This is a genomic window from Kitasatospora sp. NPDC057904, assembly GCF_042887925.1.
GTDB lineage: Bacteria > Actinomycetota > Actinomycetes > Streptomycetales > Streptomycetaceae > Kitasatospora.
The window spans coordinates 416,965-441,977 of the sequence record NZ_JBHVOL010000003.1; the positions used below are offsets into that span (position 1 = coordinate 416,965).

23 protein-coding genes and 1 riboswitch are annotated in these 25,013 nt (G+C 73.0%); of the genes, 15 read left to right on the top strand and 8 right to left on the bottom strand.

The annotated features are described in order from the left end of the window. Positions 1 to 137 precede the first annotated feature (137 nt). Together ACFVSN_RS10625 and ACFVSN_RS10630 are read right to left on the bottom strand one after the other, a co-directional pair. Positions 138 to 1,316, bottom strand: coding sequence for a polysaccharide deacetylase family protein (locus ACFVSN_RS10625; RefSeq protein WP_387954545.1), 1,179 nt, complete (start codon positions 1,314 to 1,316; stop codon positions 138 to 140). Positions 1,317 to 1,620: 304 nt separating this feature from the next. Beyond that, positions 1,621 to 3,447, bottom strand: coding sequence for an AMP-dependent synthetase/ligase (locus tag ACFVSN_RS10630; RefSeq protein ID WP_387954547.1), 1,827 nt, complete (start codon positions 3,445 to 3,447; stop codon positions 1,621 to 1,623). A gap of 430 nt (positions 3,448 to 3,877) precedes the next feature. Between ACFVSN_RS10630 and ACFVSN_RS10635 the strand changes: the two genes are divergently transcribed. The 6 genes from ACFVSN_RS10635 to ACFVSN_RS10660 all read left to right on the top strand — a co-directional run bounded on the left by ACFVSN_RS10635 (position 3,878) and on the right by ACFVSN_RS10660 (position 10,460). Beyond that, complete coding sequence (locus ACFVSN_RS10635) at positions 3,878 to 7,018, top strand: nitrate- and nitrite sensing domain-containing protein (RefSeq protein ID WP_387954549.1); 3,141 nt, start codon at positions 3,878 to 3,880, stop codon at positions 7,016 to 7,018. After that, on the top strand, positions 7,015 to 7,437 hold the full coding sequence (locus tag ACFVSN_RS10640) for a roadblock/LC7 domain-containing protein (protein WP_387954551.1): 423 nt from the start codon (positions 7,015 to 7,017) through the stop codon (positions 7,435 to 7,437). Before ACFVSN_RS10635 ends, ACFVSN_RS10640 begins: the two co-directional genes overlap by 4 nt. An 8-nt stretch (positions 7,438 to 7,445) precedes the next feature. Further along, the gene (locus ACFVSN_RS10645) at positions 7,446 to 8,027 is read left to right on the top strand and encodes a DUF742 domain-containing protein (RefSeq protein WP_380437776.1); all 582 of its coding nucleotides are present in this window, start codon (positions 7,446 to 7,448) and stop codon (positions 8,025 to 8,027) included. A gap of 124 nt (positions 8,028 to 8,151) precedes the next feature. Beyond that, positions 8,152 to 8,694, top strand: coding sequence for an ATP/GTP-binding protein (locus tag ACFVSN_RS10650; protein WP_387954700.1), 543 nt, complete (start codon positions 8,152 to 8,154; stop codon positions 8,692 to 8,694). Positions 8,695 to 9,011: 317 nt separating this feature from the next. After that, the gene (locus ACFVSN_RS10655) at positions 9,012 to 9,134 is read left to right on the top strand and encodes a hypothetical protein (RefSeq protein ID WP_359957652.1); all 123 of its coding nucleotides are present in this window, start codon (positions 9,012 to 9,014) and stop codon (positions 9,132 to 9,134) included. 738 nt (positions 9,135 to 9,872) lie between these two features. Beyond that, positions 9,873 to 10,460, top strand: a complete 588-nt coding sequence (locus ACFVSN_RS10660) for a winged helix-turn-helix domain-containing protein (protein WP_387954702.1) — start codon at positions 9,873 to 9,875, stop codon at positions 10,458 to 10,460. Positions 10,461 to 10,584: 124 nt separating this feature from the next. Here the strand turns inward: ACFVSN_RS10660 and ACFVSN_RS10665 are convergent, their stop codons facing one another. After that, positions 10,585 to 11,574 carry an aldo/keto reductase gene (locus ACFVSN_RS10665; protein ID WP_387954553.1) on the bottom strand — a complete coding sequence of 330 codons (990 nt, stop codon included), beginning with the start codon at positions 11,572 to 11,574 and terminating at the stop codon, positions 10,585 to 10,587. Positions 11,575 to 11,969: 395 nt separating this feature from the next. Between ACFVSN_RS10665 and ACFVSN_RS10670 the strand changes: the two genes are divergently transcribed. The 5 genes from ACFVSN_RS10670 (at position 11,970) to ACFVSN_RS10690 (ending at position 15,591) form a co-directional block, all read left to right on the top strand. Beyond that, entirely contained in the window at positions 11,970 to 12,545 is a 576-nt protein-coding gene (locus ACFVSN_RS10670) for a TetR/AcrR family transcriptional regulator (RefSeq protein WP_380437780.1), read from the top strand. A 73-nt stretch (positions 12,546 to 12,618) separates the two neighbouring features. Then, positions 12,619 to 13,218 carry a DUF4865 family protein gene (locus ACFVSN_RS10675; protein WP_387954555.1) on the top strand — a complete coding sequence of 200 codons (600 nt, stop codon included), beginning with the start codon at positions 12,619 to 12,621 and terminating at the stop codon, positions 13,216 to 13,218. 16 nt (positions 13,219 to 13,234) lie between these two features. Further along, positions 13,235 to 13,855 (top strand): carboxymuconolactone decarboxylase family protein, encoded by a 621-nt coding sequence (locus ACFVSN_RS10680; protein ID WP_387954557.1) that lies wholly within the window; start codon positions 13,235 to 13,237, stop codon positions 13,853 to 13,855. Continuing rightward, a complete protein-coding gene (locus tag ACFVSN_RS10685; protein ID WP_387954559.1) occupies positions 13,852 to 14,772 on the top strand; it encodes a phosphotriesterase in 921 nt (306 codons plus the stop codon). Before ACFVSN_RS10680 ends, ACFVSN_RS10685 begins: the two co-directional genes overlap by 4 nt. Before the next feature lie 159 nt (positions 14,773 to 14,931). Then, positions 14,932 to 15,591, top strand: coding sequence for a Pr6Pr family membrane protein (locus tag ACFVSN_RS10690; protein WP_387954560.1), 660 nt, complete (start codon positions 14,932 to 14,934; stop codon positions 15,589 to 15,591). 158 nt (positions 15,592 to 15,749) lie between these two features. Here the strand turns inward: ACFVSN_RS10690 and ACFVSN_RS10695 are convergent, their stop codons facing one another. After that, positions 15,750 to 16,514, bottom strand: coding sequence for an SDR family NAD(P)-dependent oxidoreductase (locus ACFVSN_RS10695; RefSeq protein WP_387954562.1), 765 nt, complete (start codon positions 16,512 to 16,514; stop codon positions 15,750 to 15,752). 138 nt (positions 16,515 to 16,652) lie between these two features. On the opposite strand from ACFVSN_RS10695, the gene ACFVSN_RS10700 reads away from it, so the two are divergent. Beyond that, a complete protein-coding gene (locus tag ACFVSN_RS10700) occupies positions 16,653 to 17,273 on the top strand; it encodes a TetR family transcriptional regulator (protein WP_380499849.1) in 621 nt (206 codons plus the stop codon). A gap of 26 nt (positions 17,274 to 17,299) precedes the next feature. On the opposite strand, the gene ACFVSN_RS10705 is transcribed toward ACFVSN_RS10700, so the two are convergent. After that, the gene (locus ACFVSN_RS10705; protein WP_387590138.1) at positions 17,300 to 17,737 is read right to left on the bottom strand and encodes a TIGR03618 family F420-dependent PPOX class oxidoreductase; all 438 of its coding nucleotides are present in this window, start codon (positions 17,735 to 17,737) and stop codon (positions 17,300 to 17,302) included. 230 nt (positions 17,738 to 17,967) lie between these two features. On the opposite strand from ACFVSN_RS10705, the gene ACFVSN_RS10710 reads away from it, so the two are divergent. Then, positions 17,968 to 19,137 carry an alpha/beta hydrolase gene (locus ACFVSN_RS10710; protein ID WP_380489499.1) on the top strand — a complete coding sequence of 390 codons (1,170 nt, stop codon included), beginning with the start codon at positions 17,968 to 17,970 and terminating at the stop codon, positions 19,135 to 19,137. 119 nt (positions 19,138 to 19,256) lie between these two features. On the opposite strand, the gene ACFVSN_RS10715 is transcribed toward ACFVSN_RS10710, so the two are convergent. Continuing rightward, positions 19,257 to 19,586: a MoaF N-terminal domain-containing protein gene (locus tag ACFVSN_RS10715; RefSeq protein WP_380437798.1), complete on the bottom strand. Its 330-nt coding sequence runs from the start codon at positions 19,584 to 19,586 to the stop codon at positions 19,257 to 19,259. A 485-nt stretch (positions 19,587 to 20,071) separates the two neighbouring features. Further along, a riboswitch (cyclic di-AMP (ydaO/yuaA leader) is annotated at positions 20,072 to 20,244 on the top strand. A 1-nt stretch (position 20,245) separates the two neighbouring features. On the opposite strand from ACFVSN_RS10715, the gene ACFVSN_RS10720 reads away from it, so the two are divergent. After that, complete coding sequence (locus ACFVSN_RS10720; RefSeq protein WP_387954564.1) at positions 20,246 to 21,541, top strand: hypothetical protein; 1,296 nt, start codon at positions 20,246 to 20,248, stop codon at positions 21,539 to 21,541. Positions 21,542 to 21,563: 22 nt separating this feature from the next. Here ACFVSN_RS10720 and ACFVSN_RS10725 read toward each other — a convergent pair whose 3' ends face one another. Together ACFVSN_RS10725 and ACFVSN_RS10730 are read right to left on the bottom strand one after the other, a co-directional pair. Continuing rightward, positions 21,564 to 22,148: a hypothetical protein gene (locus ACFVSN_RS10725; protein ID WP_387590146.1), complete on the bottom strand. Its 585-nt coding sequence runs from the start codon at positions 22,146 to 22,148 to the stop codon at positions 21,564 to 21,566. 184 nt (positions 22,149 to 22,332) lie between these two features. After that, positions 22,333 to 23,130: an IclR family transcriptional regulator gene (locus tag ACFVSN_RS10730; protein ID WP_380437804.1), complete on the bottom strand. Its 798-nt coding sequence runs from the start codon at positions 23,128 to 23,130 to the stop codon at positions 22,333 to 22,335. A 203-nt stretch (positions 23,131 to 23,333) separates the two neighbouring features. On the opposite strand from ACFVSN_RS10730, the gene aceB reads away from it, so the two are divergent. Continuing rightward, on the top strand, positions 23,334 to 24,983 hold the full coding sequence (gene aceB, locus ACFVSN_RS10735) for a malate synthase A (protein WP_387590149.1): 1,650 nt from the start codon (positions 23,334 to 23,336) through the stop codon (positions 24,981 to 24,983). Positions 24,984 to 25,013 lie beyond the last annotated feature (30 nt).

The window sequence follows — 25,013 nt, forward strand, 5'->3', positions numbered from 1 at the left end:
GCGCTGCACGCCTCCATTAGAGCCATGCCGCGATCGCCCTGTCAACGAGCAAGATCGGCAGGCGAGTCGAGTGACGGCGCCGCCCCTCCTCGGGTGGAGACCGGGTACGAGAGGGGCGGCGGCGCGCTTCCCATGGGTCAGTGCAGGTAGTCGATCAGCCCGGCGGGCTTGAGGCCGGCGGCCTGGGCGGCGGCGAGTGCGCGCGGGAGGTCGGTGGCGAGGGTGTCGGTCCAGTGCATCAGGACGACGTCGCCGGGCTGCAGGGTGCCGGGGTGCCAGATGTTGGAGGCGCCCCAGCTGAAGTCGGCGTCGGCGGTGAGGACGGTGCGCATGCCGCAGTTGGCCGCCGCCTGCAGGGTGTCGGCGTTCCAGGCGAAGTAGGGCGGGCGGAAGACGGTCGGGGCCGTGCCGAAGGCGCGGGTCATGGCGTCGCGGGCGTCGCAGATCTCGACCTGCTGCTGGGCGAGGGTGAGCGTGGTGGGGTCGGTGTGCGAGACGCTGTGGTCCTGGATGGAGGAGCCGGGCACGGCGGTGACGCGCCGGAAGAAGCCGGGGTCGGTGCCGGCGGGCATCGGCAGCGGGAAGGCCGTGATCGGCAGGTGGTTGTCGGCGATGAACTTCTCCGCCTCGGGGGTGCGCGTCCAACCGTCGTCGACGGTGAAGAAGACCACCTTGTCGGTGGTGGGCACGGACCCGAGGGGCGTGGCCGGGGCGGGTGCGGGGCCGTCGACGTGCACGTCGTCGACCGAGAACGGGCCCTCCTGGTACCAGCCGTGGACGTAGAGCCGGATGCTGCGCGCGTTCGGACCGGTCGTGAACCGGGTGGTGAGCTGCTGCCAGCCGCCGCCGGTGGTCTCGGTCCAGGCGGGGGCGACGTCGTGGCCGGTGCCGGTGGCGCCCAGGTAGACGAAGCTGCCGCGTACCCAGGCGGAGGCCGTGTACGTGGTGTTGGGCTGGACGGAGACGGTCTGGGCGCACTCGCCGGTGGAGTCCGCGTTCGCCGGCGTGACGGTCAGCGCGGAGGTGCCCGTGTGCGGTGCGGTGGTGGTGACGGCCGCCTCGGCCGGACCGCCCGTGCAGTTCCAGCCGGCGATGGCGCCCCAGTCGGACAGGTTGGGCGCGGGCAGCTCGAAGCCGGGGTTGGTGGCCAGGTTGACGATGGGGGCGGCGGCCGCGGAAGGGGAGCCGGTGGCGGAGGGCGCGGCCGTCGCCATGGGAGCGGCGGCGGTCACGAGCGCCACGGACGCCGCCAGTGCGGACAGGCGCGTGGACAGGCGCGTGGACATGTGCGCGGACAGACGTGTGGACAGGGACACGTGAAGACTCCTGCGTGTGGGGGAAGCACGCCCGTGGGGAGGGCGTGACGGAAGCGGTGGCCGTCGAGACGCCGAAGCGTCGAACCGTGGAAACGTCGAACCGTGGAAACGCTGAACCGTCGAAAGCTGGAACCGTCGTACCGGGGCGCTCCCCGAGGGGCGGGAGCGGGAGGTGGTGCGCCGCACTCGGACCGAGGAGAAACAATGGACTGGACCAATCGGTCCGTCAAGGGAATCCCGTCGAACGGCTCCGCCAACCGTCCCCGAATCAACTACAGGGCTGCAAACCGGACAAGACGGCACGTCAGGGGACGTACAGTTCCTCGATGTCCGCCGCGTAGTGCTCCGCGATCGCCGCCCGTCGCAGCTTCAGCGACGGGGTGAGCAGCCCCTGTTCCAGGCCGAACTCCCGTGGCAGCAGCCGGAACGCGCGGATCGACTCGGCCCGCGACACCGCCGTGTTCGCCGCCGCCACCGCGCGCTGGATCTCGGCGTGCAGCTGCTCGTCCGCGAGCACCGCCCACGGGTCCAGCAGCTCCCGTCCGTTCGTGCGCAGCCAGTGTGCCAGGGCGGCCGGGTCGAGCGTGATCAGCGCGGCGATGTACGGGCGGTCGTCGCCGACCACCAGGCACTGGGAGACGAGCGGGTGCGCCGACACCCGTTCCTCCAGCGCGGCGGGGGCGAGGTTCTTGCCGCTGCTGGTGACGATGAGGTCCTTCTTGCGGCCGGTGATGGTGAGGTACCCGTCCTCGTCGAGGTGGCCGAGGTCCCCGGTGGCGAACCAGCCGTCCTGCAGCGACTCAGCGGTGCAGCGCGGGTGGTTGAGGTACCCGCCGAACACGGACCCGCCACGCACCCACACCTCGCCGTCGTCCGCGATCGCCACCGAGGCGCCGGGGATCGGCCGGCCGACCGTGCCGAGCTTCTGCCGCCCGGTCGGGTTGGCGGTGATCGCGGCGGAGGTCTCGGTCAGCCCGTAGCCCTCGTACAGCTGGAAGCCGGCGCCGGCGAAGAACAGCGCGAGTTCGCGGCGCAGCGACGAGCCGCCGCACACGATGCTGCGGGCCCTGCCGCCGAGGACGGCGCGCAGCCGCGGGTAGAGCGTCTGCTCGTAGGCGAGGTGGCGCAGGCGCAGCCGGGGGTTCGGCCCTGGGCCGCGGCCGAAGAGCTTCTGCTCCCTGGCCGCCGCCCAGTCGACGGCCACCTGCCGTGCCTGCTCGAAGAGTTCGCCGCGTCCGGCGTCCTCGGCGGTGCGCCGGGCCTGCTGGAAGATCTTTTCGAAGACGTACGGGACGGCGTGCAGGAAGGTGGGCCGGAAGGAGGCCAGGGCGGGCAGCAGGGCGTCGGTGGAGACCTCGGGGACGTGGCCGATCCGGAATCCGCCGCGCATCGCCGCGACCTGCACGGCCCGCCCGTAGACGTGCGCGAGCGGCAGGAAGAGCAGGGTGGAGGGCTGGCCGCCGGAGGGGTCCTGGAAGACGTCGCTCCAGCCACCGAGCAGGGCGTCGGCCTCGGCGGCCAGGTTGGCGTGGGTGATCAGGCAGCCCTTGGGGCGTCCGGTGGTGCCGGAGGTGTAGACGACGGTGGCGATGTTCGAGGCGGCGACGCCGAGTCGCTGGCGGTGCACGAGGGCGTCGGGCACGCCGAGCCCGTCCTCGGTGATCGCGCCGACGCAGTCGCGGTCGAGCTGCCAGATGCCGCTGAGGTCGGGCAGGGCGTCGCAGACCGCGCCGACGGTCATCGCGGCGTCCTCGTCCTCGACCAGGCAGGCGACCGACTGGGTCTCGGCGAGGATCCAGCGCACCTGCTCGGGCGCGGCGGTGGGGTAGACGGGGACGGTGATCGCGCCGATCGACCAGAGCGCGTAGTCGAAGAGCGTCCACTCGTAGCGGGTGCGGGACATCAGGGCGACCCGGTCGCCGTAGCGCACGCCCCGGGTGAGCAGGCCCTTGGCGAGGGCGAGGACCTCGTCGCGGAACTCGCGGGCGGTGACGTCCCGCCATGCGCCGTCGGCGGTGCGCAGGGCCAGCTGGGGGAGGGCGGGGGTGCGTTCCGCGGTGTCGTAGAGCGAGTCGGCGAGTCCTCCGGCGGCCTCGGGTGCGGCCAGGGCCGGGGTGGTGAACTCGCGCACGTTCCTCCCCGGTTCGCGTCCTCCGGCGCTCGCCCGCGTCCCGCTCGCGGCTGCCGTGGAGCCGAAACTATCGGATCGTCCCGCGGCTGCCCAGGGTTGTGTCGGTGACGCGACGAGATCGGCACAAGGGCGTACGGAAAGTGCCGTACGTCCGTACGGAGAGCGTCGTACGCGGGTGCGACCGAGGGCCGTGCCCGGACGGTGGGGGCCGCCGCCGTCCTGACGTGTGCGGGGCAAGTGAAGACGAGAAGGATTTCGGCCCTCGAACGAGTGGTCAGGGCGTAGTAGGCTCTCGCAGACCTGTGGCCGGGCCCCCGGCCAGGCCCGATCCGTACCCGACCCCCGAACCGGGCTCCCCACCGCCCGTGTGCTCGCCCCGCTCCGCCCACCCTCCCCCTTCCGCGCCTGGCACTTCCCGACCGAGGACTCCATGCGTCTGCGTAGCAGCTCGATCCGCGCGAAGATCATCGCGCTGCTCCTGGTGCCCATCGTCGCGCTCACCGCCCTGTGGGTGTACGCGACCATCGCCACCACCGGAGACGTCTGGAACCAGCTGGAGCTCAGCCGTACGTACAAGGAGTTCGGCGCCCCCGCCGACCAGTACGCCACCGACCTGCAGAACGAGCGCCGCGCCGCCGTCCAGCGCCTCGCCGACCCGGGCTCGCGCGCCGCCCGCGACGCCTACGACCGCGCCAAGGCCGACACCGACCGCGACCTCGGCGTCCTGCGCGACAAGAAGGAACGCATCGGCGGCAGGCTCTCCACCGCCCAGCGCGGGCGCCTCCTGCAGATCCTCGCCGCCGCCGACCAGATGGTCCCGCTGCGCGCCCAGGTGAGCCGCTCGGCGCTCAACTGGGAGTTCGCGCTCGACCAGTACAGCGACCTGGTCAAGCCGGTGTTCGGCTTCCGCTCCGCGTTCGTCGCCCAGCAGAGCGGCCAACTCCCGCGCCAGGGCACGATCCTGATCGAGCTCGTGCGCGCCCGCGAGTACCTGGCCCAGGAGGACGCCGCGATGGAGGGCCTGCGCACCGGCACCGCCCGGCCCACCGCCGAGCAGTACCAGACCGCGCTGGACGCCCTGCACAACCAGCAGGCGCTGTACACCGTCTACATCGCCGAGCTCGAACCCGCCGACCAGGCCGACTACATCGCCCTGCGCGGCGGCGACACGTGGGCCGCGCTGGTGCGCGCCGAGGCCGACTTCGTCGGCGCCGGCGGCCCCGCCAACGTCGCGCAGGCCATCAACGGCGACTCCTGGCGGGAGACCGCCGACCGCGCCCTCGGCGACCTCGCCGCCGTCAACTCCCGCATCGCCGACGGCATGGCCGAGCGCGAACAGTCGTATGCGACCGGCCTGTTGTGGCGCGGCGGGATCGCCGGCGCGGCCGGCCTGGTCGCCATCGTGCTGACGGTGCTCATCTCCTTCCGGATCGGCCGCGGCCTCGCCCGCGAGCTGATCGGCCTGCGCAACGCCGCCAACGAGCTCGCCACCACCCGCCTGCCCGCCGTCATGCGGAGGCTGCGCCGCGGCGAGGCCGTGGACGTCGCCGCCGAGGCGCCGGAACTGCGGTTCGGGCAGGCCGAGATCGGCCAGGTCGGCCAGGCGTTCAACGCCGTGCAGCGGGCCGCCGTCGAGGCCGCCGTCGAGCAGGCCGACCTGCGCCGCGGCGTCTCGGCCGTCTTCGTCAACCTCGCCCGGCGCAGCCAGGTGCTGCTGCACCGCCAGCTGACCCTGCTGGACACCATGGAGCGCCGCACCGAGGACCCCGCGGAGCTGGAGGACCTCTTCAAGGTCGACCACCTCACCACTCGCATGCGCCGTCACGCCGAGGGCCTGATCATCCTGGCCGGCGGCTCGCCGGGGCGCGCCTGGCGCAAGCCGGTGCGGATGGTGGACGTCGTGCGCGCGGCGGTCGGCGAGGTCGAGGACTACGCCCGCGTGACGGTCCGCCCGTTCCCCGGCACCGGACTGCTCGGCAGCGCCGTCGCCGACGTGACCCACCTGATCGCCGAACTCGTCGAGAACGCCGCGGTGTTCTCCCCGCCGAACACCCAGGTCACCGTCCAGGGCGAGGTCGTGGCGCACGGCTTCGCGCTGGAGATCGACGACCGCGGGCTCGGGCTGAGCGGGCCGGCGCTCGCCGAGATCAACGAACGCCTCGCCGTGGAGCAGGAGTTCGACCTCGCCGACACCGACCGACTGGGCCTGTTCGTGGTCAGCCGGTTGGCCCGGCGGCACGGCATCCGGGTGCACCTTCGGCCCTCGCCGTACGGCGGGACGACGGCCGTCGTGCTCGTGCCGCGCGAGCTGCTCGCGGAGGCACCGGACGGGCCGGCCGAGCCCTCGCAGGCGGGGCGGCGTCCGGTGGCGACGGCCCGGCGCGGCCAGCGGGACCTCGTGGCGGTGCCGGGAGGCGCGGCCACGGCGACGTCCTCCGAGGTGTCCCCGGCGGTGTCCTCCGAGGTGCCCTCGGTGGTGCCCGGTCCGGCTCCGGGTGACGGAGCGCCGGGTGCTGCTGCGAGCGCTGCGAGAGGCTCCACGGGCGGGAAGCACCGCGTCACCGGCGGGCCGCGGCCGTCCGCGGCCGAACCGGCCCGGACGCCGGGCGGGCTGCCGCGGCGGGCGTCGCGGACGAAGGGCGGGCCGGTGCTCGTCCCGCCGCCGGGCTCGGAGGGCCGCGGTTCGACGGGCGGCTCGGCAGGTGGTCCGGCAGGTGGTCCGGACGGCGGCTCGGAGGGCACCGGGCGCCACCGCCGGGCGGAGATCCTGCCCGCCGTGGGTGCGGCGGCTGCCGGGCCTGCGGACGTCGCGGTCGGTGATGTGGTTCCGGAGGCTCGGGCGGTTCCGGTGGACCTGGATGCCCTGGCGGCTCCGGCGGCCCCGACGGTCTTGGGGGAGCAGCCGGCCGCCGGTGCGCGGACCCCGGGCGGACTGCCCCGGCGGGTGCGGCAGGCGAACCTCGCGCCGCAGCTCAAGCAGCAGATGAAGGAACGTCTCCGCGGCGGGCGCGCCGAGGACGCGCGACCGTCCGAGGACCCGGTCGTCCGGGCGGCACAGGAGGCCGAGCGGGCCGCCCGGGAGGCCGAGCGCGCGCGGGAGCGGTCGCCGGAGGAGGCGCGGGCCACGTTCGCGTCGTTCCAGCGCGGGTTCACCCGGGGTCGCGGCGCCACCAGTCCGTCGTCGGCCGCGTCGTCGTCAGCCGCGTCGCCGTCGGGCCCGACGAGCCCGTCGCCGACGCCCGAAGGCCGGCCCGCCGTCACGTCCGTCCCGGTCTGGCAGCCGCCGGGCACCTCCCGGCGGGCGATCAGCCCGGCGCCCGCCCCGGCGGCCCTCCCCGCGCCGCCCGACGGCAGCCGGGCGCCGCTCGCCAGGCGCCCACCGGCGGGCCCGCCGGTCCGCCTGGTACCGCCGGCCGGTCCCCTGGGTCCCTCCGGCCCCTCCGGCCCCTCCCGTTCCGGCGCACCCGGGACGGACGCGCAGACATCACCAGCACGACCGGAACGACCAGTACGACCGGTTCGACCAGCACCACCCGTAACGCCCGCTCCAGCGGAAGGAACTGATTCATGACCATCTCGACCCAGCCGTCCGGGGACCTCAACTGGCTCCTGGACGACCTGGTGGGACGCGTCGCGGCCCTGCGGCACGCGGTGATCCTCTCCAGCGACGGCCTGGCCACCGGCGCCTCCCGCGGTCTCGAACGCGAGGACGCCGAGCACCTCGCCGCCGTCGCGGCCGGCTTCCACAGCCTCGCCAAGGGCACCGGCGGGCACTTCAAGGTCGGTGGGGTCCGCCAGACCATGGTCGAGCTCGACGAGGCGTTCCTGTTCATCACGGCGGCCGGCGACGGCAGCTGCATGGCCGTGCTGAGCGAGGCCGAGGCGGACATCGGCCAGATCGCCTACGAGATGGCCCTGCTGGTCAAGCGGGTCGGCGAGCACATGGCCGCCGAGCCGCGCACCGAAGCCGCGCTGCCGCCGGGGAGATGATCGGTTCGATGGCGGATCCGAACGCGGAGGCGGTGGCGGAGCGGGACGAGTCCGTGGCCGCGACGGACGGGGCCGGGCCTGCGGCCGCTTCGAGCGCGGACCCTTCGAGTGCGGACGCCGCGGCCGTGGACGGCTCGTCCGCGGACGAGCTCGCGGACGAGCCCTCGGACGTGCCCGAGGTGGACCTGTTCCGGCCGCGTACCCCGGTCGACGATCGCTGGTTCGACGACGAAGCCGGCCCGGTGGTGCGGCTGTACTCGATGACCCGCGGCCGCACCCGCCCGGTCGAGGACGGCCTGTTCGACCTCATCTCGCTGATCACCGCCGCCGAGCCCGGACCGGACGCGGGGGCCGTGCCCGCGCACGTGCTCGACCCGGAGCACCAGACCATCCTGGCCTGGTGCCGCCGCGAGCCGCTGTCCGTCGCCGAGCTCGGCTCGTACACCGACCTGCCGGTCAGCGTCGTCCGCGTGCTGCTCGGCGACCTCTACGACGCCGAACTGATCAGCGTCACCCGACCCGTTCCGCTCGCCGAGCTGCCGGACGAGCGCCTGCTGCGAGACGTGATCAATGGACTCCGTGCGCTCTGAGTACCACGCCGGGCACGACACCGGAAACGACACCGGAAACGACGCCGGGCACCGCGACGGGCCGGCCGCCGGGCCCGACGCCACCGACCCACGCTGGCGCGGCGGTCCGGCCGTCGCGGTCAAGATCCTCGTCGCGGGCGGCTTCGGCGCGGGCAAGACGACGCTGGTCGGCGCGGTCAGCGAGATCCGCCCGCTGCGCACCGAGGAGGAGCTGAGCGAACTCGGCCGCCCGGTGGACGACACATCGGGCGTGGAGGCCAAGCGCACCACCACGGTGGCGATGGACTTCGGCCGGATCGACCTGAGGCCCGGGCTCGCGCTCTACCTGTTCGGCACGCCCGGTCAGGACCGCTTCTGGTTCGTATGGGACGAGTTGGCGCGCGGAGCACTCGGCGCCGTGGTGCTCGCGGACACCCGGCGCCTCGCCGACTGCTTCCCCTCGGTGGACTTCTTCGAGCAGCGCGGCATCCCGTTCGTCGTCGCGGTGAACTGCTTCGACGGGACGGAACGCTTCTCGCCCGAGGAGGTGCGGGACGCGCTCGACCTCGACCCGGGCGTCCCGGTGCTGCTGTGCGACGCGCGGCTGCGCGAGGACGGGAAGGAGCTGCTGGTCGCCCTCGTCGAGCACGCCGCCACCCGGCCGCGCCGTGTGGCCTCCCGGGCCTGACCCTTCGTCCGTCCCCCTCGTGCGCCCGTTCGTTCGCTCTTTCATACGCTCCTTCAATCGCTCCCTTTGCCGTTCCCACCGCCATCCCATCGAGCCGCGTCTCATTTCCGGGTCCGCATCCCGGACGTCCGGCGCGATGAAGGTTGCCTAGACCGGGCCGGCGTGGAAGGCTCTGTGGACGAAGGCCGCCCGGCCATGCCGTCGGGGAGCCCGGATGCGCGTCGGTGCTGACGCTTGTCCGGCAGCAGGCTCTTCGATCACGCACCTTCGGCCCGCAGCCCGCGTCGCCGAGCACGGATCCAGGGGAGGGCAGCAGGATGACCGTCGGTCGGCACACCACCGCGGCCGCGCCCGCCTCCGTCCGCACCCCGGTCCCGTCGGTGCTCACCGCCCGCCGCTACATCGACCACGCGCTGACCTGCAGCGCGTGTTGTCGCTGACCGGCCGGCCCCTCCCCGGTACGCCCGACCCCGCTTGCGGCCCCAGGCCGCTCCGTCCGGCGCACCGTCACCCCGTCGACCAGGCCGGAGCGGCACACCGGAACCCGGCGTGCCCGCGACCGGCGATCCGGCCCCGCCACGCGGAGAGACCACCTGTGAACCTCGCCTTCCCCACCCCCGCCCCCGGAGCCGCCGGGCGCCCACGCGCCGCCGGGACGTTCCCCGTCGAGCGCGGCGGCGCACCGTCCGGGCGGTCGATCGGGCGGACGAGCGGACAACCGAACGGGCGCTCGCGCACGGTCGGTCACGCAGTCGCGGACGGCCGCTCCGGCCGCTCCCGCCGATCCGGTCGCGCTGACCTGGAGCCGTTCTGGCCCTCCAGGCAGCCGCACCTGTTCGATCAGACGTGTCCGGGTTCGCCCAGCGCGTCCCGGTCCTCCGCCCGCTGATTCCGGACTCCGGATCCCGGACCCGCCGTCCGGATCAGCCCAGGCAGTAGCCCGGTCGACGCGCAGACGACTCCACCCCGTCCGTCACGCGCGAAATGAGCGGCACACCATGTCTTCTTCTTCCACGGCCACCCTGCCCCTGCCCACCGCGACCCCGCACCTGCGCGCGGTCCGCTCGGTCCAGCCCGTTCCGTCCGTCCAGTCCGTTCCCGCTGTTCCGTCCGTTCCGTCGGTTCCGTCCGGGCTTGTCAACTCCCAGGTCCGGTCCGCGCGTTCGGTGCCTCCGCACGTGCTCCCGCCCCGGCCCGCCCCGGCGGTCGCTCCGGCCGCGGTGCCTCCGGCGCCGCCGCAGTCGCTGCTGGCGGCGCTGCCGGAGGGCGCGTCCGTGGTCGCGGCGCTGCCGCAGGGCGCGCTGCCACACACCCTCCTCGCCCAGTACGGTGCGCAGTTCGGCGACCCGGCCGGGCGGCCGATGGTCGGGTACCTGGTGCTCGTGCCCGCGGAGAACCCGGCCGGCGCGGGTTCGACCGCGGCGGGTCCGGCCGGCGGCCCGGCCGGCTCGTCGGCCGCCCGACCGGTCCGCCCGGCGGGCCGGGGCATCACCGTCGACAACGAGCGGCGCAACGCGTACGTGGACGGGCGGCTGCTCGACCTCACGTACCTGGAGTTCGAACTGCTCGCCCACCTCACGGAGCACCCGCAGCGGGTGCACACCCGTGACCACCTGGTCTCCGCCGTGTGGGGCTACGGCCACGTCGGCGACGGTCGGACGGTGGACGTGCACGTGGCCCGTCTGCGGCGCAAGCTCGGATCGGCCTACCGCGACACGATCGTGACGGTCCGCCGGGTCGGCTACAAGTACACGCCGGTGGCGTGAGGGGTCGCCCGCTCCGGAGGCCGACGGTGAACAGCTGACAGAGAACAGCTGACAGGGAACAGATAACAGACGACAGATAACAGATTTTGAAATCTGTTATCTGTCGTCTGTCACCCGCCCGCCGTCACCGGCTCAGTCGGTCGATCTCCGCGAGCTCCTCCGCAGTCAGTGGGCCGCCGTTCAGCGCGTCGATGTTCTGGTCCAGTTGCGCGACGCTGCTCGCCCCGATGATCACCGACACCACGCGCGGGTCGCGCAGCACCCAGCAGAGCGCGAGCTGGGCGAGCGTCTGCCCGCGTCCCTCGGCGACCTTGGCGAGCGCCCGGAGCTGCTCCAGGCGCGTCCCGTCGAGGGCCTTCTCGCTCAGGAACTTCCCGACCGACATCCGCGACCCGGCCGGCACGTCGCCGGACAGGTAGCGGTCCGTCAGGAGGCCCTGTGCGAGCGGGGAGTAGGCGATCAGGCTGGTCTGGGTGTCGCCGACGGCGTCCAGGACGCCCTCCTCCACGGACCGGTTGAGGATCGAGTACGCCGACTGGTTCATCAGCACCGGCGTCCCCAGCTCGCGCAGGATCGCCACCGCCTCCCGGTGCTGCTCCGCCGGGTAGTTGGAGATGCCCGCGTACAGCGCCTTCCCCGAGCGGACCGCGCTGTCCAGCGCGCCCATCGTCTCCTCGATCGGGGTCTCCGGGTCGTACCGGTGCGAGTAGAAGACGTCGACGTAGTCGAGCCCCATCCGCCCGAGCGACTGGTCCAGGCTGGCCAGCAGGTACTTGCGGCTGCCGCCGTTGCCGTACGGACCCGGCCACATGTCCCAGCCGGCCTTGGTGGCGATGAACAACTCGTCCCGGTACGGGCGGAGGTCCTGCGCGAAGAGGTACCCGAAGTTGCGCTCCGCGCTGCCGTACGGCGGGCCGTAGTTGTTCGCCAGGTCGAAGTGGGTGATCCCGCGGTCGAAGGCGCGGCGCAGCACCGCCCGCTGGACGTCCAGGGGTTGGGCGTCGCCGAAGTTGTGCCAGAGGCCGAGCGAGACGGCGGGCAGCTGTACGCCGCTGCGTCCGGCCTTGCGGTAGGTCATCGAGCCATAGCGGTCATCCGAGGCGAGGTAGCTCATGCCGGACATCTTGCCAGCCGGTGCGCGTGGATCAAGGCCTTGCCCGCCCCCCTGGTCGCTGCCCGCCCCCCCTGGTCGCCGCCCGCACCCCGCCCCCTGGCCACCGTCTGCGCCCCCACCCCTGGGGTCGCTTGCGCCCGCCTCGGCAGTGCCCGTGCATGACACGGCGTGACGTGACGCGTGCCACCGGCATGGGCGGAATGCCGGCAGGCGGTGCGGGGGATGACGATCGGGCGAGGGAATGCGGGTGAGGGAATGCGGGCGAGGGGCCGTGGCCGCCGGGGGGCGGCGCACGGCCCTCGGTCGTCTGGGGGACGGGTGTGCCGCCAGGGCGGAGGAAACGCCGAGGGGAAACCACTGGCGCTCTGTACCTACTGGTATGTACAGTGATCCACATGGCAACCCAGGACCGTCTCATCGAGAGCACCCAGGAGCTCCTCTGGGAGCGCGGCTACGTCGGCACCAGCCCCAAGGCCATCCAGCAGCGCGCCGGCGTCGGCCAGGGCAGCATGTACCACCACTTCACCGGCAAGCCCGACCTGGCCGCGGCCGCCCTGCGCCGCAGCGCCGAGGAGATGCGCGCCGTCGCGGAGGCCGACCTCGTCTCCCCGGGCAGCGCCTACGACCGCATCGCCGCCTACCTCCACCGCGACCGCGACGTGCTGCGCGGGTGCCGGATCGGACGGATGGCGCAGGACCCGGACGTCATCGCCGACCCGCAGCTGCGGGCGCCGGTCGAGGAGACGTTCGACTGGCTCCGCGGGCGGATCGCCGAACTCGTCGCCGAGGGCCAGGCGGCGGGCGAGCTCGTCCCCGGCGTCGACCCGGTCGACACCGCGGCCGCGCTGGTCGCGGTCGTCCAGGGCGGCTACGTGCTCGCCCGCGCGGCCGACCGCGCCGAGCCCTTCGAGCAGGCCGTCCGCGGCGCCCTCGCCCTGCTCGCGGCCCAGCGGACGAACCGAACGGCCTGAGACCGGAGCCGGATCGCGGGCGGGCCCCGCAAGCGCCCGTCCCGATCAAGCCGCCCACGGAGGAGAACCACCCGTGCACGCCATGCAGTACGAGATCACCCTCCCCGCCGACTACGACATGGGGATCATCCGCAAGCGCGTCGCCGAGCGGGGCCACCTCCTCGACGCCCACCCCGGCCTGGGCCTCAAGGCGTACCTGGTCCGGGAACGCGGGCGCGACGGCTCGCCGGTCAACCAGTACGCGCCGTTCTACCTGTGGCGGACGGCCGAGGGCATGAACGGCTTCCTCTGGGGCCCCGGATTCCGTGGCCTCAGCGCCGACTTCGGCCGTCCCGCCGTCAGGCACTGGCTCGGTGCCGGGCTCGCGCGAGGGCCCGTGGCCGCCGGGCCCGCCGTGCCCGGTGCGGACGGACCGGCCACCGCCACCCGCCGGACCGTCCGCCTCTCCGAGACCGCCGATCCCGCCGAGGCCGTCGAGCAGGCCCTCGCCGACCTGCCCGACCACCCCGCGCTGCACACCGCAGCCGTCGCGGTCGACCCGAGCCGGTGGGAGCTGCTCCAGGTCGCCCTCTGGCGCGGCGAAGTCCCCGACGGCGCGCCCGGCACCCGCTACCGGGTGCTGCACCTGTCCCGGCCCGAACTCGACCGGCTCCCCGCCGGCCGCCACTGGTGAAAGGATTCGCCACCCCATGACCACCGCGCCCGAGTCCCTCGCGCCCCAGTCCTTTGCGCCCGAGTCCCTCGCCCCCGAGTCCCTCGTGCCCGAGTCCCTCGTGCCCGCCGACCTCGCTCCCGCTCCGCTCGATCGCGAGGCCGGTTACGCCCTGCTCGCCGACCTCGCGGGGCCGGCCGCCGTGTCGACCCTCGCCGGCCTCGACGGTCTGGCCCCGGGTTTCGCCGACTGGATCGTCACCGCCCTGTTCGGCGGCACCTACCAGCGCCCCGGCCTCGCCCTGCGCGACCGTCAGGTCGCGAACCTGGCCGCGCTCACCGCCCTCGGCGGCGTCGAGCCGCAGCTCGCCGACCACGTCCGCAACAGCCTGCGGATCGGGATGACGCGTGAGGAGATCACCGAGGTGATCGTCCACCTGGCACCCTACGTCGGGGTCCCGAAGGCCCTGGCCGGCCTGCGCGTCGCCACCGCGACCTTCGCCGAGGCGCCGCAGGCGCAGCCGACGCAGCGGTCGCAAGCGGTGCAGACGGTGGAGACGCCACAGGCGGCATCGCCCGCCCAGGACCAGGACCCGGACCAGGACCAGGACCAGGACATCGCGCAGGGCCAGGACATACAGCGGGAGGCCGGCGCGTGACCGCCAACGTCCGCACGGTCCTGGGCGACGTCGACCCCGCCGAGCTCGGCGTCACCGACTCCCACGACCACCTGTTCATCCGAAGCCCGCTGCTTCCCGGCGAGGAACTGGACGACCCGGCCGCCGCGGAGGAGGTCCTGCGCTCCTTCGCCGCCGGCGGCGGCCGGACCTTCGTCCAGTGGACCCCGCACGGGATGGGACGCGGTGCCGACGCGCTCGCCCGCCTCTCGCGCACGACCGGCGTCCACGTCGTCGCCGCCACCGGGATGCACCAGGCGGTTCACTACGGCGAGGACGCCGGCGGTCTCTCCGCCCGGTACGACGGACTCGCCGAACGCTTCGTCACCGAGCTGACCACCGGTCTCCCGGGCGCTCCCGAGGGCGTCCGAGCCGGGCTGATCAAGGTCGCGTGCGACGTGGGCACCAGCAGCACGCACACCCGTCTGGTCATGGCGGCCGCCGCCGAGGCCCACCACGCCACCGGCGCCCCGATCGCCGTCCACCTCGAACCCGGCGGCGACCCGTACTTCGTGCTGCTCTGGCTCCACGACCGCCACCGGGTCCCGGTCGACCGGATCGTCCTCGGGCACCTCACCCGCCTGCCCGACGTCCGGCTGCACCGCGAACTCGCCGACGAGGGCGTCTACTTGGCCCTGGACAGCCCCTCGCGGGCCGGCCACCCGGAGGACCACCAGGCCTTCGAGCTCATCGCGGGCCTCGTCGACGCCGGCCACGCCGACAGGCTGCTCCTCGGCGCCGACACGACCACCCGCACCGCCCGCCGGGCCGGCGGCCCCACCCGGCTGCTCACCGACCTCGCACGGCGCCTCGGCCGCACGTTCGGCCCCGAGCTGCCCGAACTGCTCCTCACGGCCAACCCGGCGGCCGCCTTCGCCACCGACTGGCGCACCCCCTGAGGCCGACGCCCCCGTCCTCCCTGCCGTCCTTCCTGTTGTCCCTCCGACCGGCTCCGCGGCCGACTCTCCTGCCATCTCTCCTGTGGCCGACTCCGCCCACCCGGGTTTCAATCCGAGTACCCCGGCGGACCACGCCACCTCCAGAGAGGCGGACCGACGATGCACTCCTGGCTCGCTCCCGCCCGGCTCGCCGTCGCCGCGCTCGCGGCCGTCGCCCTCGGTTTCTCCGGCTATCACGCGGCGACCGGTTCCACCGGGGTGGTGAACTACTTCGGTTACTTCACCATCCTCAGCAACGCGGCCGCGGTCGTCGTCCTGGCGCTCGGCGGACTGGCGGGCGTGACCGGCCGCCGCCCCGTGCCCGACCCGGTGCGCGGGGCGGTCGTGCTCTACCTGGTGATCACCGGACTGGTGTACGGCACGGTCCTCGCCAAGTACCCGGACCAGCTGACGATCCCGTGGGTCAACGACGTGCTCCACCGCGTCATGCCGCTCGCCGTGCTCGCCGACTGGCTGATCGACCCGCCGGCGCGCCGCCTGCGCTCGAGGGCAGGGCTGTGGTGGCTGGGCTTCCCGCTGCTCTACCTGGGCTACACGCTGCTCCGGGGCTGGGCCGTCGAGTGGTATCCGTACCCGTTCCTCGACCCCGGCGTGCATGGCGGGTACCGGCGGGTGGCCGGCGCGTGCGCCCTGGTGGCGGCGGCGTTCGTCGTGGTCGGGGCGGCGATCCTGGCGGTCGGCAACGCCCTCGCCGCCCGCCGCGACGCCCGTCACGGCACCGCGCAGCGAGGCCGCCGCGCCCACGCCAGGACGACCTGAACGCATCAGGACGACCCGAACGCACCAGGGCGGCCTGAACGCACCAGGACAACCTGAAACCGACGAACAGCTGACAGATAACAGATTTCGAAATCTGTTATCTGTCAGCTGTTATCTGTCATCCGCCGGCCGTCATTCCCACACCCCGGCCCGCCGGCTCACATGTGGGTGCCGCCGTCGATGCGGATCTCGGTGCCCGTGACGAACGCGCCGTCGTCCGACGCCAGCATCGCGATGACGCCCGCCACGGTCTCCGGCCCCGCGAAACCCTGGCCGATGGCGGGGGCGAGCTTGGTGAACAGGCTGAAGTCGGCGTCGGCCGGCAGGCCCGGGTTGTTGGTCATGCCGCTGTCGATGCTGCCCGGCGCCACGCACACCGCGCGCAGCCCCTGCTTCGAGTACTCCGACGCGATGGCGTGCGTGAAGGACTGGATGCCGCCCTTGGTCGCGGCGTAGGCGGCCATGTACGGGTGGGCGAAACTCGCCGACGTGGAACTGAAGTTGACCATCACACCGCCGCCGCTCGCGAGCAGCGCCGGAAGCGCCTCGCGGGTCATCAGGAAGGTGCCGGTCAGGTTGACCGCGAGGAGTTTGTTCCAGAACTCCAGGCTGGTCTCGTGGGTGTGCGAAGAGCGCAGGATCCCGGCCGCGTTGACCAGGACGTCGAGCCCGCCGAGGTACGCGACTGCCTCCGCGACGCCCGCCACGACGGCGCCTTCGTCCGAGATGTCCAGCACCGCGGTGGTGAGCCGGCCGGCGGTGCCGTCGGCGGTCGCGCGGTCCGCGGTGCTCCGCAGGCCGTCCGCGCTGACGTCGACCGCGACGACCTTGCCGCCCTCGGCGAGGATCCGGTGCACGGTGGCCTGGCCGATGCCCGAGCCGCCGCCGGTGATCAGGACGTTCCGTCCGCTGAAGCGCTCCATGGTGGTTCTCCGTTCGTTCCCGTGGTCTCTCGACCTCTAGAGGCACGGTACGCCCGAGTGGCATAACGTGCCAATAAGTCTCGACATGCCGCCACGGCGTGAGCTGCCTCCCTGGCACGAGACGCGTACGCTGAGCCCGTGACCGGACGTCCTTCCCTGACCCAGCGCCGCCGCGAAGCCACCCGGCTGGACATCGCCCGCACCGCCGCCGCGCTCTTCGCCGAACGGGGCGCCGAGGCGACCACCGCCGAGGAGATCGCCAACGCCGCGGGCATCTCGCTGCGCACCTTCTACCGGTACTTCTCGGTCAAGGAGGACGCCGTCGCCCCACTGCTCGCGGCCGGCGGGCGGCGCTGGGTGGAACTGTTCGCGGAAAGCTCCGCCGACCTCCCGGTGCGCGAGGCGCTGGAGCGCTCGGCGGTCGCCTCGCTGACCCCGGCCGACGAGCCTGCCGCCGAGGCCATGCACTGGACCCGCAGCCTGCTGCGCGACCCCCGTCTCGCGAGCACCTGGCAGCGCGTGCACGCCGACTCCGAGGAGCGGCTGCGCGGCGTCCTGGCCGACCGCTGCCCGGAGGGCGCGGACGCGCTGGAGATCCGCCTGGCCGCCGCTGCGGCGACCGCCGCGATCCGGGTCGCCCTGGAGGAGTGGGCCCTCTCCGACGCCCCCGCGACGGGCCCGGGTTCACCTCAGGAGCTGGGCGCCCGCTGCATGCGCGAACTCACCGGGGGGCTGCGACTGTGGAGCCGGGTGCCGTGAGCCGGGTGCCGTGAGCAGGCTGTGCGTCAGTGGTCCTCGAAGGCCGCGGCCGGCAGGGGTTCGACGCCGACGACGCGGCGGATGCGGGTGGGCTCGATGAGGACGGTGACGCGCCGCTCGCCGGGGATCCGCCACTCGTAGCGCTCCGCGCCGAGGTACTTGCGGGCGAGATCGTCCATCCGGCGGTCGGCGCGCTCGCCGGTCACGAACCCGACGGCACGGCCGTGGATCTGGACCCGGTCGTACGGATCGGCCAGGTCGGCGTTGGAGAGGCAGACGCGCGGGTCGCGGCGCAGGTTCCGCTCCTTCGTGCGGCCGATGGCCGTGTTGAACAGGACGAGGTCGCCCTCCAGGTCCACCCACATCGGGGTGACGTGCGGGGCGCCCTCGGCGTCCGTGGTCGCCACGTACCAGATCCGCGGCTCGCGAACCCGAGCCCGGATCTCCTCGTTCCAGCCGCCCACCGCGCCACCTCCAGGGATCCCCGATCACCTGACGTTCTATCAGGTTCGGCTCGGCGAGATGACAACTTTCAGATGACAGATTTCAAACTCTGTTATCTGAAAGTTGTCATCCGTCACCCGGAACCCCGGCCCGCTAGGGTGGAAGATCGCGTCCCGACGGGGAACCGGGGAGGTGCCCCGGATGTCCTAGCGGCGGGGGCGTGAGTTCGAGGCGTGGGAGCAAGTAGGACATGGGTCTGACGAGCCACAAGGTGTTGGCGCTGACCGTATTGATCGCCGTCGTGATGATGGCCGCCACGGTCTGGCTGTGGCCCAGACTCGCGAGGAAGACCTGGCAGGCGGTGCTCGGCCGGATCGGCACGCTGCTCGCCACCCAGTTCACCGTGCTCGCCGCGCTCGGCCTCGTCGCCAACAACTACTTCTCCTTCTACAGCAGCTGGGACGACCTGCTCGGCACCGGCGGTGACAACGGCCCGGTGGTGATCCACAACAAGGCGGACGCCTCCGGCCGCCTGCTCGTGGAGACGATCGGCCACGCCTCCGTCCAGGGCGGCGGCGCGATGGGCCGCGAGCCCGCCAAGTCCGGCGAGATCCGCAAGGTCCGGATCGACGGCAAGCTCACCCGGCTGTCCACGGAGGGCTATGTCTACCTGCCGCCGCAGTACTTCCAGCCCGAGTACGCGCAGCGCCAGTTCCCGGCCGTGATCGTCAGCACCGGTTTCCCCGGGCAGGCCGAGAACCTGATCACGCGGTTCAACTACCCGGGCGCGGCGCTCAAGCTGCTCCAGGAGGGGAAGATGCAGCCGACCGTCATGGTCCTCATGCGTCCCTCGCCCGCCCTCCCGCAGGACACCGAGTGCGAGGACATCCCCGGCGGCGCGCAGTCCGACACGTACTTCACCAAGGACGTCCCCTCGGCGATCCAGGCGAGCTTCCGGGTCTCCGCCGACCCGCAGGCGTGGGCCTTCATGGGCAACTCCACCGGCGGCTACTGCGCGGTCAAGCTCGCCATGCGCCACCCGGAGGTCTTCCCGACCGCCGTCTCCCTCTCCGGCTACTACCGTGCCGCCGAGGACCCGACCACCGGCGACCTCTTCGGCGGCAGCCGGCAGCGCCGGGACGAGGCCGACCTGATGTGGAGGCTCAAGAACCTGCCGCAGCCCAAGGCGGCCGTTCTGCTGGCGGGCACGAAGCAGGGTGACGGCGACTACAAGCACGACACCGAGGCGTTCATTGACGCGGTGCAGAGCCCCGGCCCGATGAAGGTCTCGTACAGCATGCTGGAGACCGGCGGCCACAACTTCGAGACGTGGAGCAAGCTGCTGCCGTCCTCGCTGGAGTGGCTGTCCGAGCACCTCAAGGTCCCGAACCAGCCGGGCCAGCCGGCCCCCGCAGCCTGAAGCCGGCCTTCGTAGGCTGACAGCCGGTTCCCGCGGCCGGATGGTCCCGGCGGTCCGACTCGCTGCAGCCGGCCGGCTCCCGCAGCCCGACGGTCGTCGGCCTCGCGGACCGGCCGGCCTCAGGCCACCCGCTCCAGCGTCCCCGTGTGGAGCTCGCCGACCCGGCCGCCCTCGCCCTCGAAGGTCCAGAACGCGCGCACCGTCAGCCGGACCAGGTCCATCACGTGGCTGACGGTGATGCCGCTCTGCTCCGTCCAGCTGACGAAGTACACCTCGGGCGCGACCTCGGCGACGTGGAGCGCCACGTCCTCCCACTGGCCCGCCGACTCGCCGAGGCCCTCCCAGCGCAGCCGCTTGCCGTCGGCCGAGTAGGCGTTGCGGAAGGCCGCGCCGTTGTCGGCCCGGAAGAGGTAGGTGCGGCCGGCGAAGGCGGGCAGGGGCGCGGTCATGGTGCGGCGGTTCCTCGTCTCTGCGGGAGGGGGCGCGGTGCTCTTGTGCACGACGGTGGATGTCGGACCTCCAATTTATCCGATCGGGCGAGCTCGCACGCCACTGCCAGTGAAGACGCACCCCCGTCACCGTCACCACGCAGGGCCCGCCAGGGCACCGCCCACCATCGGGTGACACCGGCACCGGCACCGGCACCGCGACGGCCGGCGGCACCCGGCTGCTCGGCGGGCGCGACCGCCTCGAACCCGCCGGGGCGCCGGACGCCGGGGTCCGGATCGGTGCCCGGCTCGCCCGAACATCAACGGCCCGCCGGGATGCCGGCCAACTGATCCACTGCGCACCGTAGTTGATCGACACGACTGTGAGCTGCGCGACAACCGGCCGAGACGAGTTGTCCGTTCACGGACCGACTGCCTAGCCTGCAACGGCGTCCGCCCTCGCGGACCCCGCCGCCGGGACGCCGAGTCCCGTCCACCCGACGGCGGGCAACCGAGCACCACAGCGGACGGGAGCGGGGGAACCAAGGTCAGCGCCACGACCCGGCACGCCCTCGCGCGTGCCGGCCGCGGCTTGGGGTGAAGCCGTTCCCACCGGCGGCCGGGCGACCTCTCAGTCCGAACCCGACAGCTCACCTCGCAGGCGTCGCAGAGGACACCCCATGCACAAGCCTGCCCGGCGCCCCGCGCCCCGCCACGCCCGCCCGTCCCACCGCGGCCGCACCGCCGCCCTCGCCGCCACCGGCGCGCTCGCCATCACCGGCGCCGGCCTGTTCGGCCTCCAGTCCGCGCCCGGCGCCCAGGCCGCCACCGGTCCGACCGTCACCCAGGACCGGCTCGCCCCGGCCACGATGGTCGCCGGCCGGGCCGCCACCGCGACCCTCACCGTCCACTCCTCGTCCTGCTTCACCGCCAAGACCGTCGGTGTCGGCGTGCGCGACGCGGCCGGCAACAACCTCGACTTCCCCGGCAACGCCAGCAATGTGCCGATCTGCCCGTGGAGCTACACCTTCACCAGTGGCGCGCGTGCTCTGTCGGCCGGCACCTACACCCAGTTCGGGTTCTGGCAGGACTTCGGCGGCGCCTGGCACAACCTGCCGTCGCAGCAGCTCGTCGTCTCCAGCTCCCCGGCCCCGACCACCACCCCGTCGGCCATGCCCACCCCCACCCCCACGCCCACCCAGGCACCCACGCAGGCACCCACCCAGGCACCCACGCAGACCCCGAGCGCCACCGCCACCCCGAGCACCCCGGAGCCGTCCTCCCCGATCGCCGGCAAGTCGCTGACCTGGTCCGACGAGTTCAACGGCCCGATCAACTGGGGCCAGCGCTGGGTCGGCGACAAGAGCACCGCGTACAAGTACGGCAACCACAACCCGGACGACAACAAGCTCGACTGGCTGGACCCGAACAACGTCAGCGTGGCCAACGGCGTCGCCACCTTCACCGCCACCCCCGGCAGCAACACGCTGGAGAACGGCAAGCAGTCCTGGAACACCGGCTTCCTCACCACCGAGGGCTCCAGCGAGGGCTTCCAGGTCAAGACCGGCGACTACGCCGAGACCCGGGTCAAGCTGCCGGCCGGCTCCGGCGCCTGGCCGGCCCTGTGGACCTGGAAGAACGGCAACGGGGAGATCGACTCCTTCGAGTACCACCCCGACAACCCGAACCTCCTGGAGCTGACCAACCACGTCAACCCGGGCAACTTCGACTACTACACCAACGCGAGCGCCGTCGCGAAGGACCAGTGGGTGACCATCGGCACGTACTACGGCGCCACCTCGGTGGACTGGTACGTCAACGGCGTGAAGGTGTTCTCGGACGGCAAGGGCGTCGGCGCGAACTTCTCGGCGTACCTGATCCTCAACCTGTCGGTGTGCGCGGGGCAGTACCACCCCGCGCCGCAGGGGACCGCCCCGATCACCTTCGCCGCCGACTACGTCCGCGTCTACCGGTAACCGCACCGGCACACGGTAGCCATCAGCCGGCAGCCGTCTCGACGACCCTGATGTCGAACGGCTGCCGGTTGTTGCGCGGGTGCCGGTCGTCCGGGCTGATCACCGTGACCTTCCCGCCGGTCAGCAGGCCCGTATGCGCCATGGGGGAGATCCGCACCGTGACGAGCGCGGTCGCGCTGCGTCCCTCGGGCAGGCCGGGGCCGAAGGTGCAGCGCACCTCGCGGCCCAGGAACGCCTCGCAGTTCTCGGGGAAGTACGGGCCCACCGCCGTCACCTCCTCCGGCAGGGTGACGATCACGGTGAAGGGCGAGGCGGTGGTGTCCGGGCCGAGGTTGGCGACGAAGGCGTGCACGGTCGTGGTGCCGCCGGGCGGCGCGGGGCTGGGGTCGAGCCGGACGACCTCCAGGTCGGAGTCGGACAGCGCCGCGGCCCGGCTCGCCGGCGCGAGCTGCACTGCCGGACGGGGGTCGGGCCGCTGCCCGGCCCACGACGGGTCGGCGGTCAGCGTCGCCACCGCGCAGCCCGCCGCCACGGCCACCGTCAGCCACGTCCCGCTCCGTGCCGCGTTCCCCGTCCTGCCGCGAAGCCTCTTGCGCCTGCGCTCCATCGCCGTTCACCATGCCCTCGTGCTCGGGCCGCCTGCGCTGTCGCGGGCCGCGTCCGCACCAGGGTGGCCGAGCGGCGGGCGGCCGTCGCCGCGCCCCGCCCTCCGTCCGCTCGAACGGAGGAACGCGTGCGCAGGAAGTCGACCAGTCCGACTTCCTGCGCATGACACCTCAACTGACCACCCATCAGGGTGCGAGGACCTGTCCGAGCCGGGCCGCGATCTTGTGCATCACCGGGACGAGCGAGGCCGCGCCGTCCTGCTGCTCCAGCGCCCGGATGCGGGCCTCGGGGCCGGAGACCGACAGCGCCGTCGGCGTCGGCGCGCCCGGGACGGCGAGCGCGATGCAGCGCACCCCGATCTCCTGCTCCTGGTCGTCGACGACGTACCCGCGCTCGCGCGCCTCGGCGAGCTGGTGCAGCAGCTCCTGCGGGTCGGTGACGGTGTACTCGGTGTGCGCGGGCAGCGTGTTGGGGCCGAGTATGGCGCGGGCCTCCTCCTCGGGGAGCTGGGCGAGCAGCGCCTTGCCGACGCCGGTGCAGTGCGGCTGCACCCGCCGGCCGACCTCGGTGAACATCCGCATCGAGCGGCGCGACTGCACCTGCCCGACGTAGACCACTTCGCCGCCCTCCAGGACCGCGAGGTTCGCGGTCTCGCCGGTGGCCTCCATCAGCTCGGCCAGGTAGGGGCGGGCCCAGCTGCCGAGCAGGCGCCCGGCGGTCTCGCCGAGCCGGATCAGCCGGGGGCCGAGGGTGTAGCGGCGGGCGGTGTCCTGGCGGACGTAACCCTGCTGCACGAGGGTACGTACCAGGCGGTGGATGGTCGGCATCGGCAGGCCGGAGGTGGTGGAGAGCTCGCTGAGCGTCGCCACGCCGCCGGAGTCGGCCAGCGCCTCCAGGAGCTGGAAGGCGCGTTCGACGGACTGCACGCCGCCGCTCGCGCGGTCGGCGCCCGTCGTCGATGCTGTGTCGGGGGTCGCAACCACCGGCGTTCCCTTCGCTGTCGGGGAGGAGTAGAGTCCCGGCGATCACATCAACAAACCGTTGAAATTCTGTATCGCGGAAACTAGTCTCCACCTTACAGAATCGAATGCGCCGACAGGTGGGTTCGGATCAAGGAAGTTCCCCAAAGGAAGCTCCCACCGGAGCTCCCTTCGCCAGGCTCAACCGTCTTAGGAGTGTCCTGCTCATGGCCACAGATCAGGGACCCGGCGTCTCCCCCGCCGCTCCGGTCGTCACTGTCGCCGGTCCGCGCGTCCACCGGGCGGAGGAGGTGCTCACTCCGGAGGCGGTCGCCTTCGTCGTCGGCCTCCACCGCGCGTTCGAGGGCCGCCGGCAGGACCTCCTCGCCCGGCGGAAGACCCGGCGCGCCGAGATCGCGCAGGCGGGCACGCTCGACTTCCTCCCGGAGACCGCCGACGTCCGCGCCGGCGACTGGAAGGTCGCCGAGGCGCCGCGCGCCCTCCAGGACCGCCGCGTCGAGATCACCGGCCCCACGGACCGGAAGATGGTCATCAACGCCCTCAACTCCGGCGCGCGGATCTGGCTCGCCGACTTCGAGGACGCGACCTCCCCGACCTGGGAGAACGTCGTCAGCGGCCAGGTCAACCTGATCGACGCCTACGAGGGCCGGATCGACTTCACCAGCGACGCCGGCAAGGCCTACACCCTCAAGCCCGCCGCCGAACTCGCCACCGTCGTGGTCCGCCCGCGCGGCTGGCACCTCGACGAGAACCACCTGCTCGTCGACGGCGTCCCGGTGGCCGGCGCGTTCTTCGACTTCGGCCTGTACTTCTTCCACAACGCGGCCCGGCTGCTCGCCAAGGGTCCGGAGGACCCCAACTCCGGCCCGTACTTCTACCTCCCGAAGACCGAGAGCCACCTCGAAGCCCGGCTCTGGAACGACGTGTTCACGCACGCCCAGGCGCAGCTCGGCATCCCGCACGGCACCGTCCGCGCCACCGTCCTGATCGAGACCATCACCGCCGCGTTCGAGATGGACGAGATCCTCTACGAGCTGCGCGACCACGCCGCCGGACTCAACGCCGGCCGCTGGGACTACCTGTTCTCGATCGTCAAGAACTTCCGCGACGCCGGCGAGCACTACATCCTGCCGGACCGCAACAGCGTCACCATGGCCTCGCCGTTCATGGCCGCCTACACCCGCCTGCTGGTGCAGACCTGCCACAAGCGCGGCGCCCACGCGATCGGCGGCATGGCCGCGTTCATCCCCAGCCGCAAGGACCCCGAGGTCAACGCGGCCGCCCTGGAGAAGGTCAGGGCCGACAAGGACCGCGAGGCCGGCAACGGCTTCGACGGCTCCTGGGTCGCCCACCCGGACCTCGTCCCGGTCGCCCGCGCCTCCTTCGACGCCGTGCTCGGCGAGCGGCCCAACCAGAAGGACAATCCCGGGCCGTCCGAGCCGGTCACCGCCGCCCAGCTGCTCGACATCGCCGGCGCCGGCGGCACCTGCACCCACGCGGGGCTGCACAACGCCGTCCAGGTCGGCGTCCGCTACATCGAGGCGTGGCTGCGGGGCCTCGGCGCCGTCGGCATCTTCAACATGATGGAGGACGCCGCCACCGCCGAGATCTCCCGCTCGCAGATCTGGCAGTGGATCCACAACGGCGTCGTGCTCTCCGACACCGGCGAGAAGGCCACCGCCGAGCTGGTGCGCGGCCTGGTCGCCACCGAGCTGGCCGAGCTCCGCGCCGAGCTGGGCGAGGCCGGGTACGCCGGCGGGCGCTGGCGCGAGGCCGCCCAGCTCTTCGAACAGGTCGCCCTGGCCGAGGAGTTCGCGGACTTCCTGACCCTCCCCGCGCTGCCCCTGCTGGGCTGACCCCAAGCTATCCGCCGGTGCCACCGCCGC

Coding starts and splice junctions, on each gene's coding strand:
- ACFVSN_RS10710 (WP_380489499.1), top strand. CDS start 17,968: ATGGGTCTGACGAGCCACAAGGTGTTGGCGCTGACCGTATTGATCGCC.
- ACFVSN_RS10680 (WP_387954557.1), top strand. CDS start 13,235: ATGACCACCGCGCCCGAGTCCCTCGCGCCCCAGTCCTTTGCGCCCGAG.
- ACFVSN_RS10655 (WP_359957652.1), top strand. CDS start 9,012: ATGACCGTCGGTCGGCACACCACCGCGGCCGCGCCCGCCTCCGTCCGC.
- ACFVSN_RS10635 (WP_387954549.1), top strand. CDS start 3,878: ATGCGTCTGCGTAGCAGCTCGATCCGCGCGAAGATCATCGCGCTGCTC.
- ACFVSN_RS10670 (WP_380437780.1), top strand. CDS start 11,970: ATGGCAACCCAGGACCGTCTCATCGAGAGCACCCAGGAGCTCCTCTGG.
- ACFVSN_RS10665 (WP_387954553.1), bottom strand. CDS start 11,574: ATGAGCTACCTCGCCTCGGATGACCGCTATGGCTCGATGACCTACCGC.
- ACFVSN_RS10725 (WP_387590146.1), bottom strand. CDS start 22,148: ATGGAGCGCAGGCGCAAGAGGCTTCGCGGCAGGACGGGGAACGCGGCA.
- ACFVSN_RS10645 (WP_380437776.1), top strand. CDS start 7,446: ATGGCGGATCCGAACGCGGAGGCGGTGGCGGAGCGGGACGAGTCCGTG.
- ACFVSN_RS10720 (WP_387954564.1), top strand. CDS start 20,246: ATGCACAAGCCTGCCCGGCGCCCCGCGCCCCGCCACGCCCGCCCGTCC.
- ACFVSN_RS10715 (WP_380437798.1), bottom strand. CDS start 19,586: ATGACCGCGCCCCTGCCCGCCTTCGCCGGCCGCACCTACCTCTTCCGG.
- aceB (WP_387590149.1), top strand. CDS start 23,334: ATGGCCACAGATCAGGGACCCGGCGTCTCCCCCGCCGCTCCGGTCGTC.
- ACFVSN_RS10640 (WP_387954551.1), top strand. CDS start 7,015: ATGACCATCTCGACCCAGCCGTCCGGGGACCTCAACTGGCTCCTGGAC.
- ACFVSN_RS10695 (WP_387954562.1), bottom strand. CDS start 16,514: ATGGAGCGCTTCAGCGGACGGAACGTCCTGATCACCGGCGGCGGCTCG.
- ACFVSN_RS10690 (WP_387954560.1), top strand. CDS start 14,932: ATGCACTCCTGGCTCGCTCCCGCCCGGCTCGCCGTCGCCGCGCTCGCG.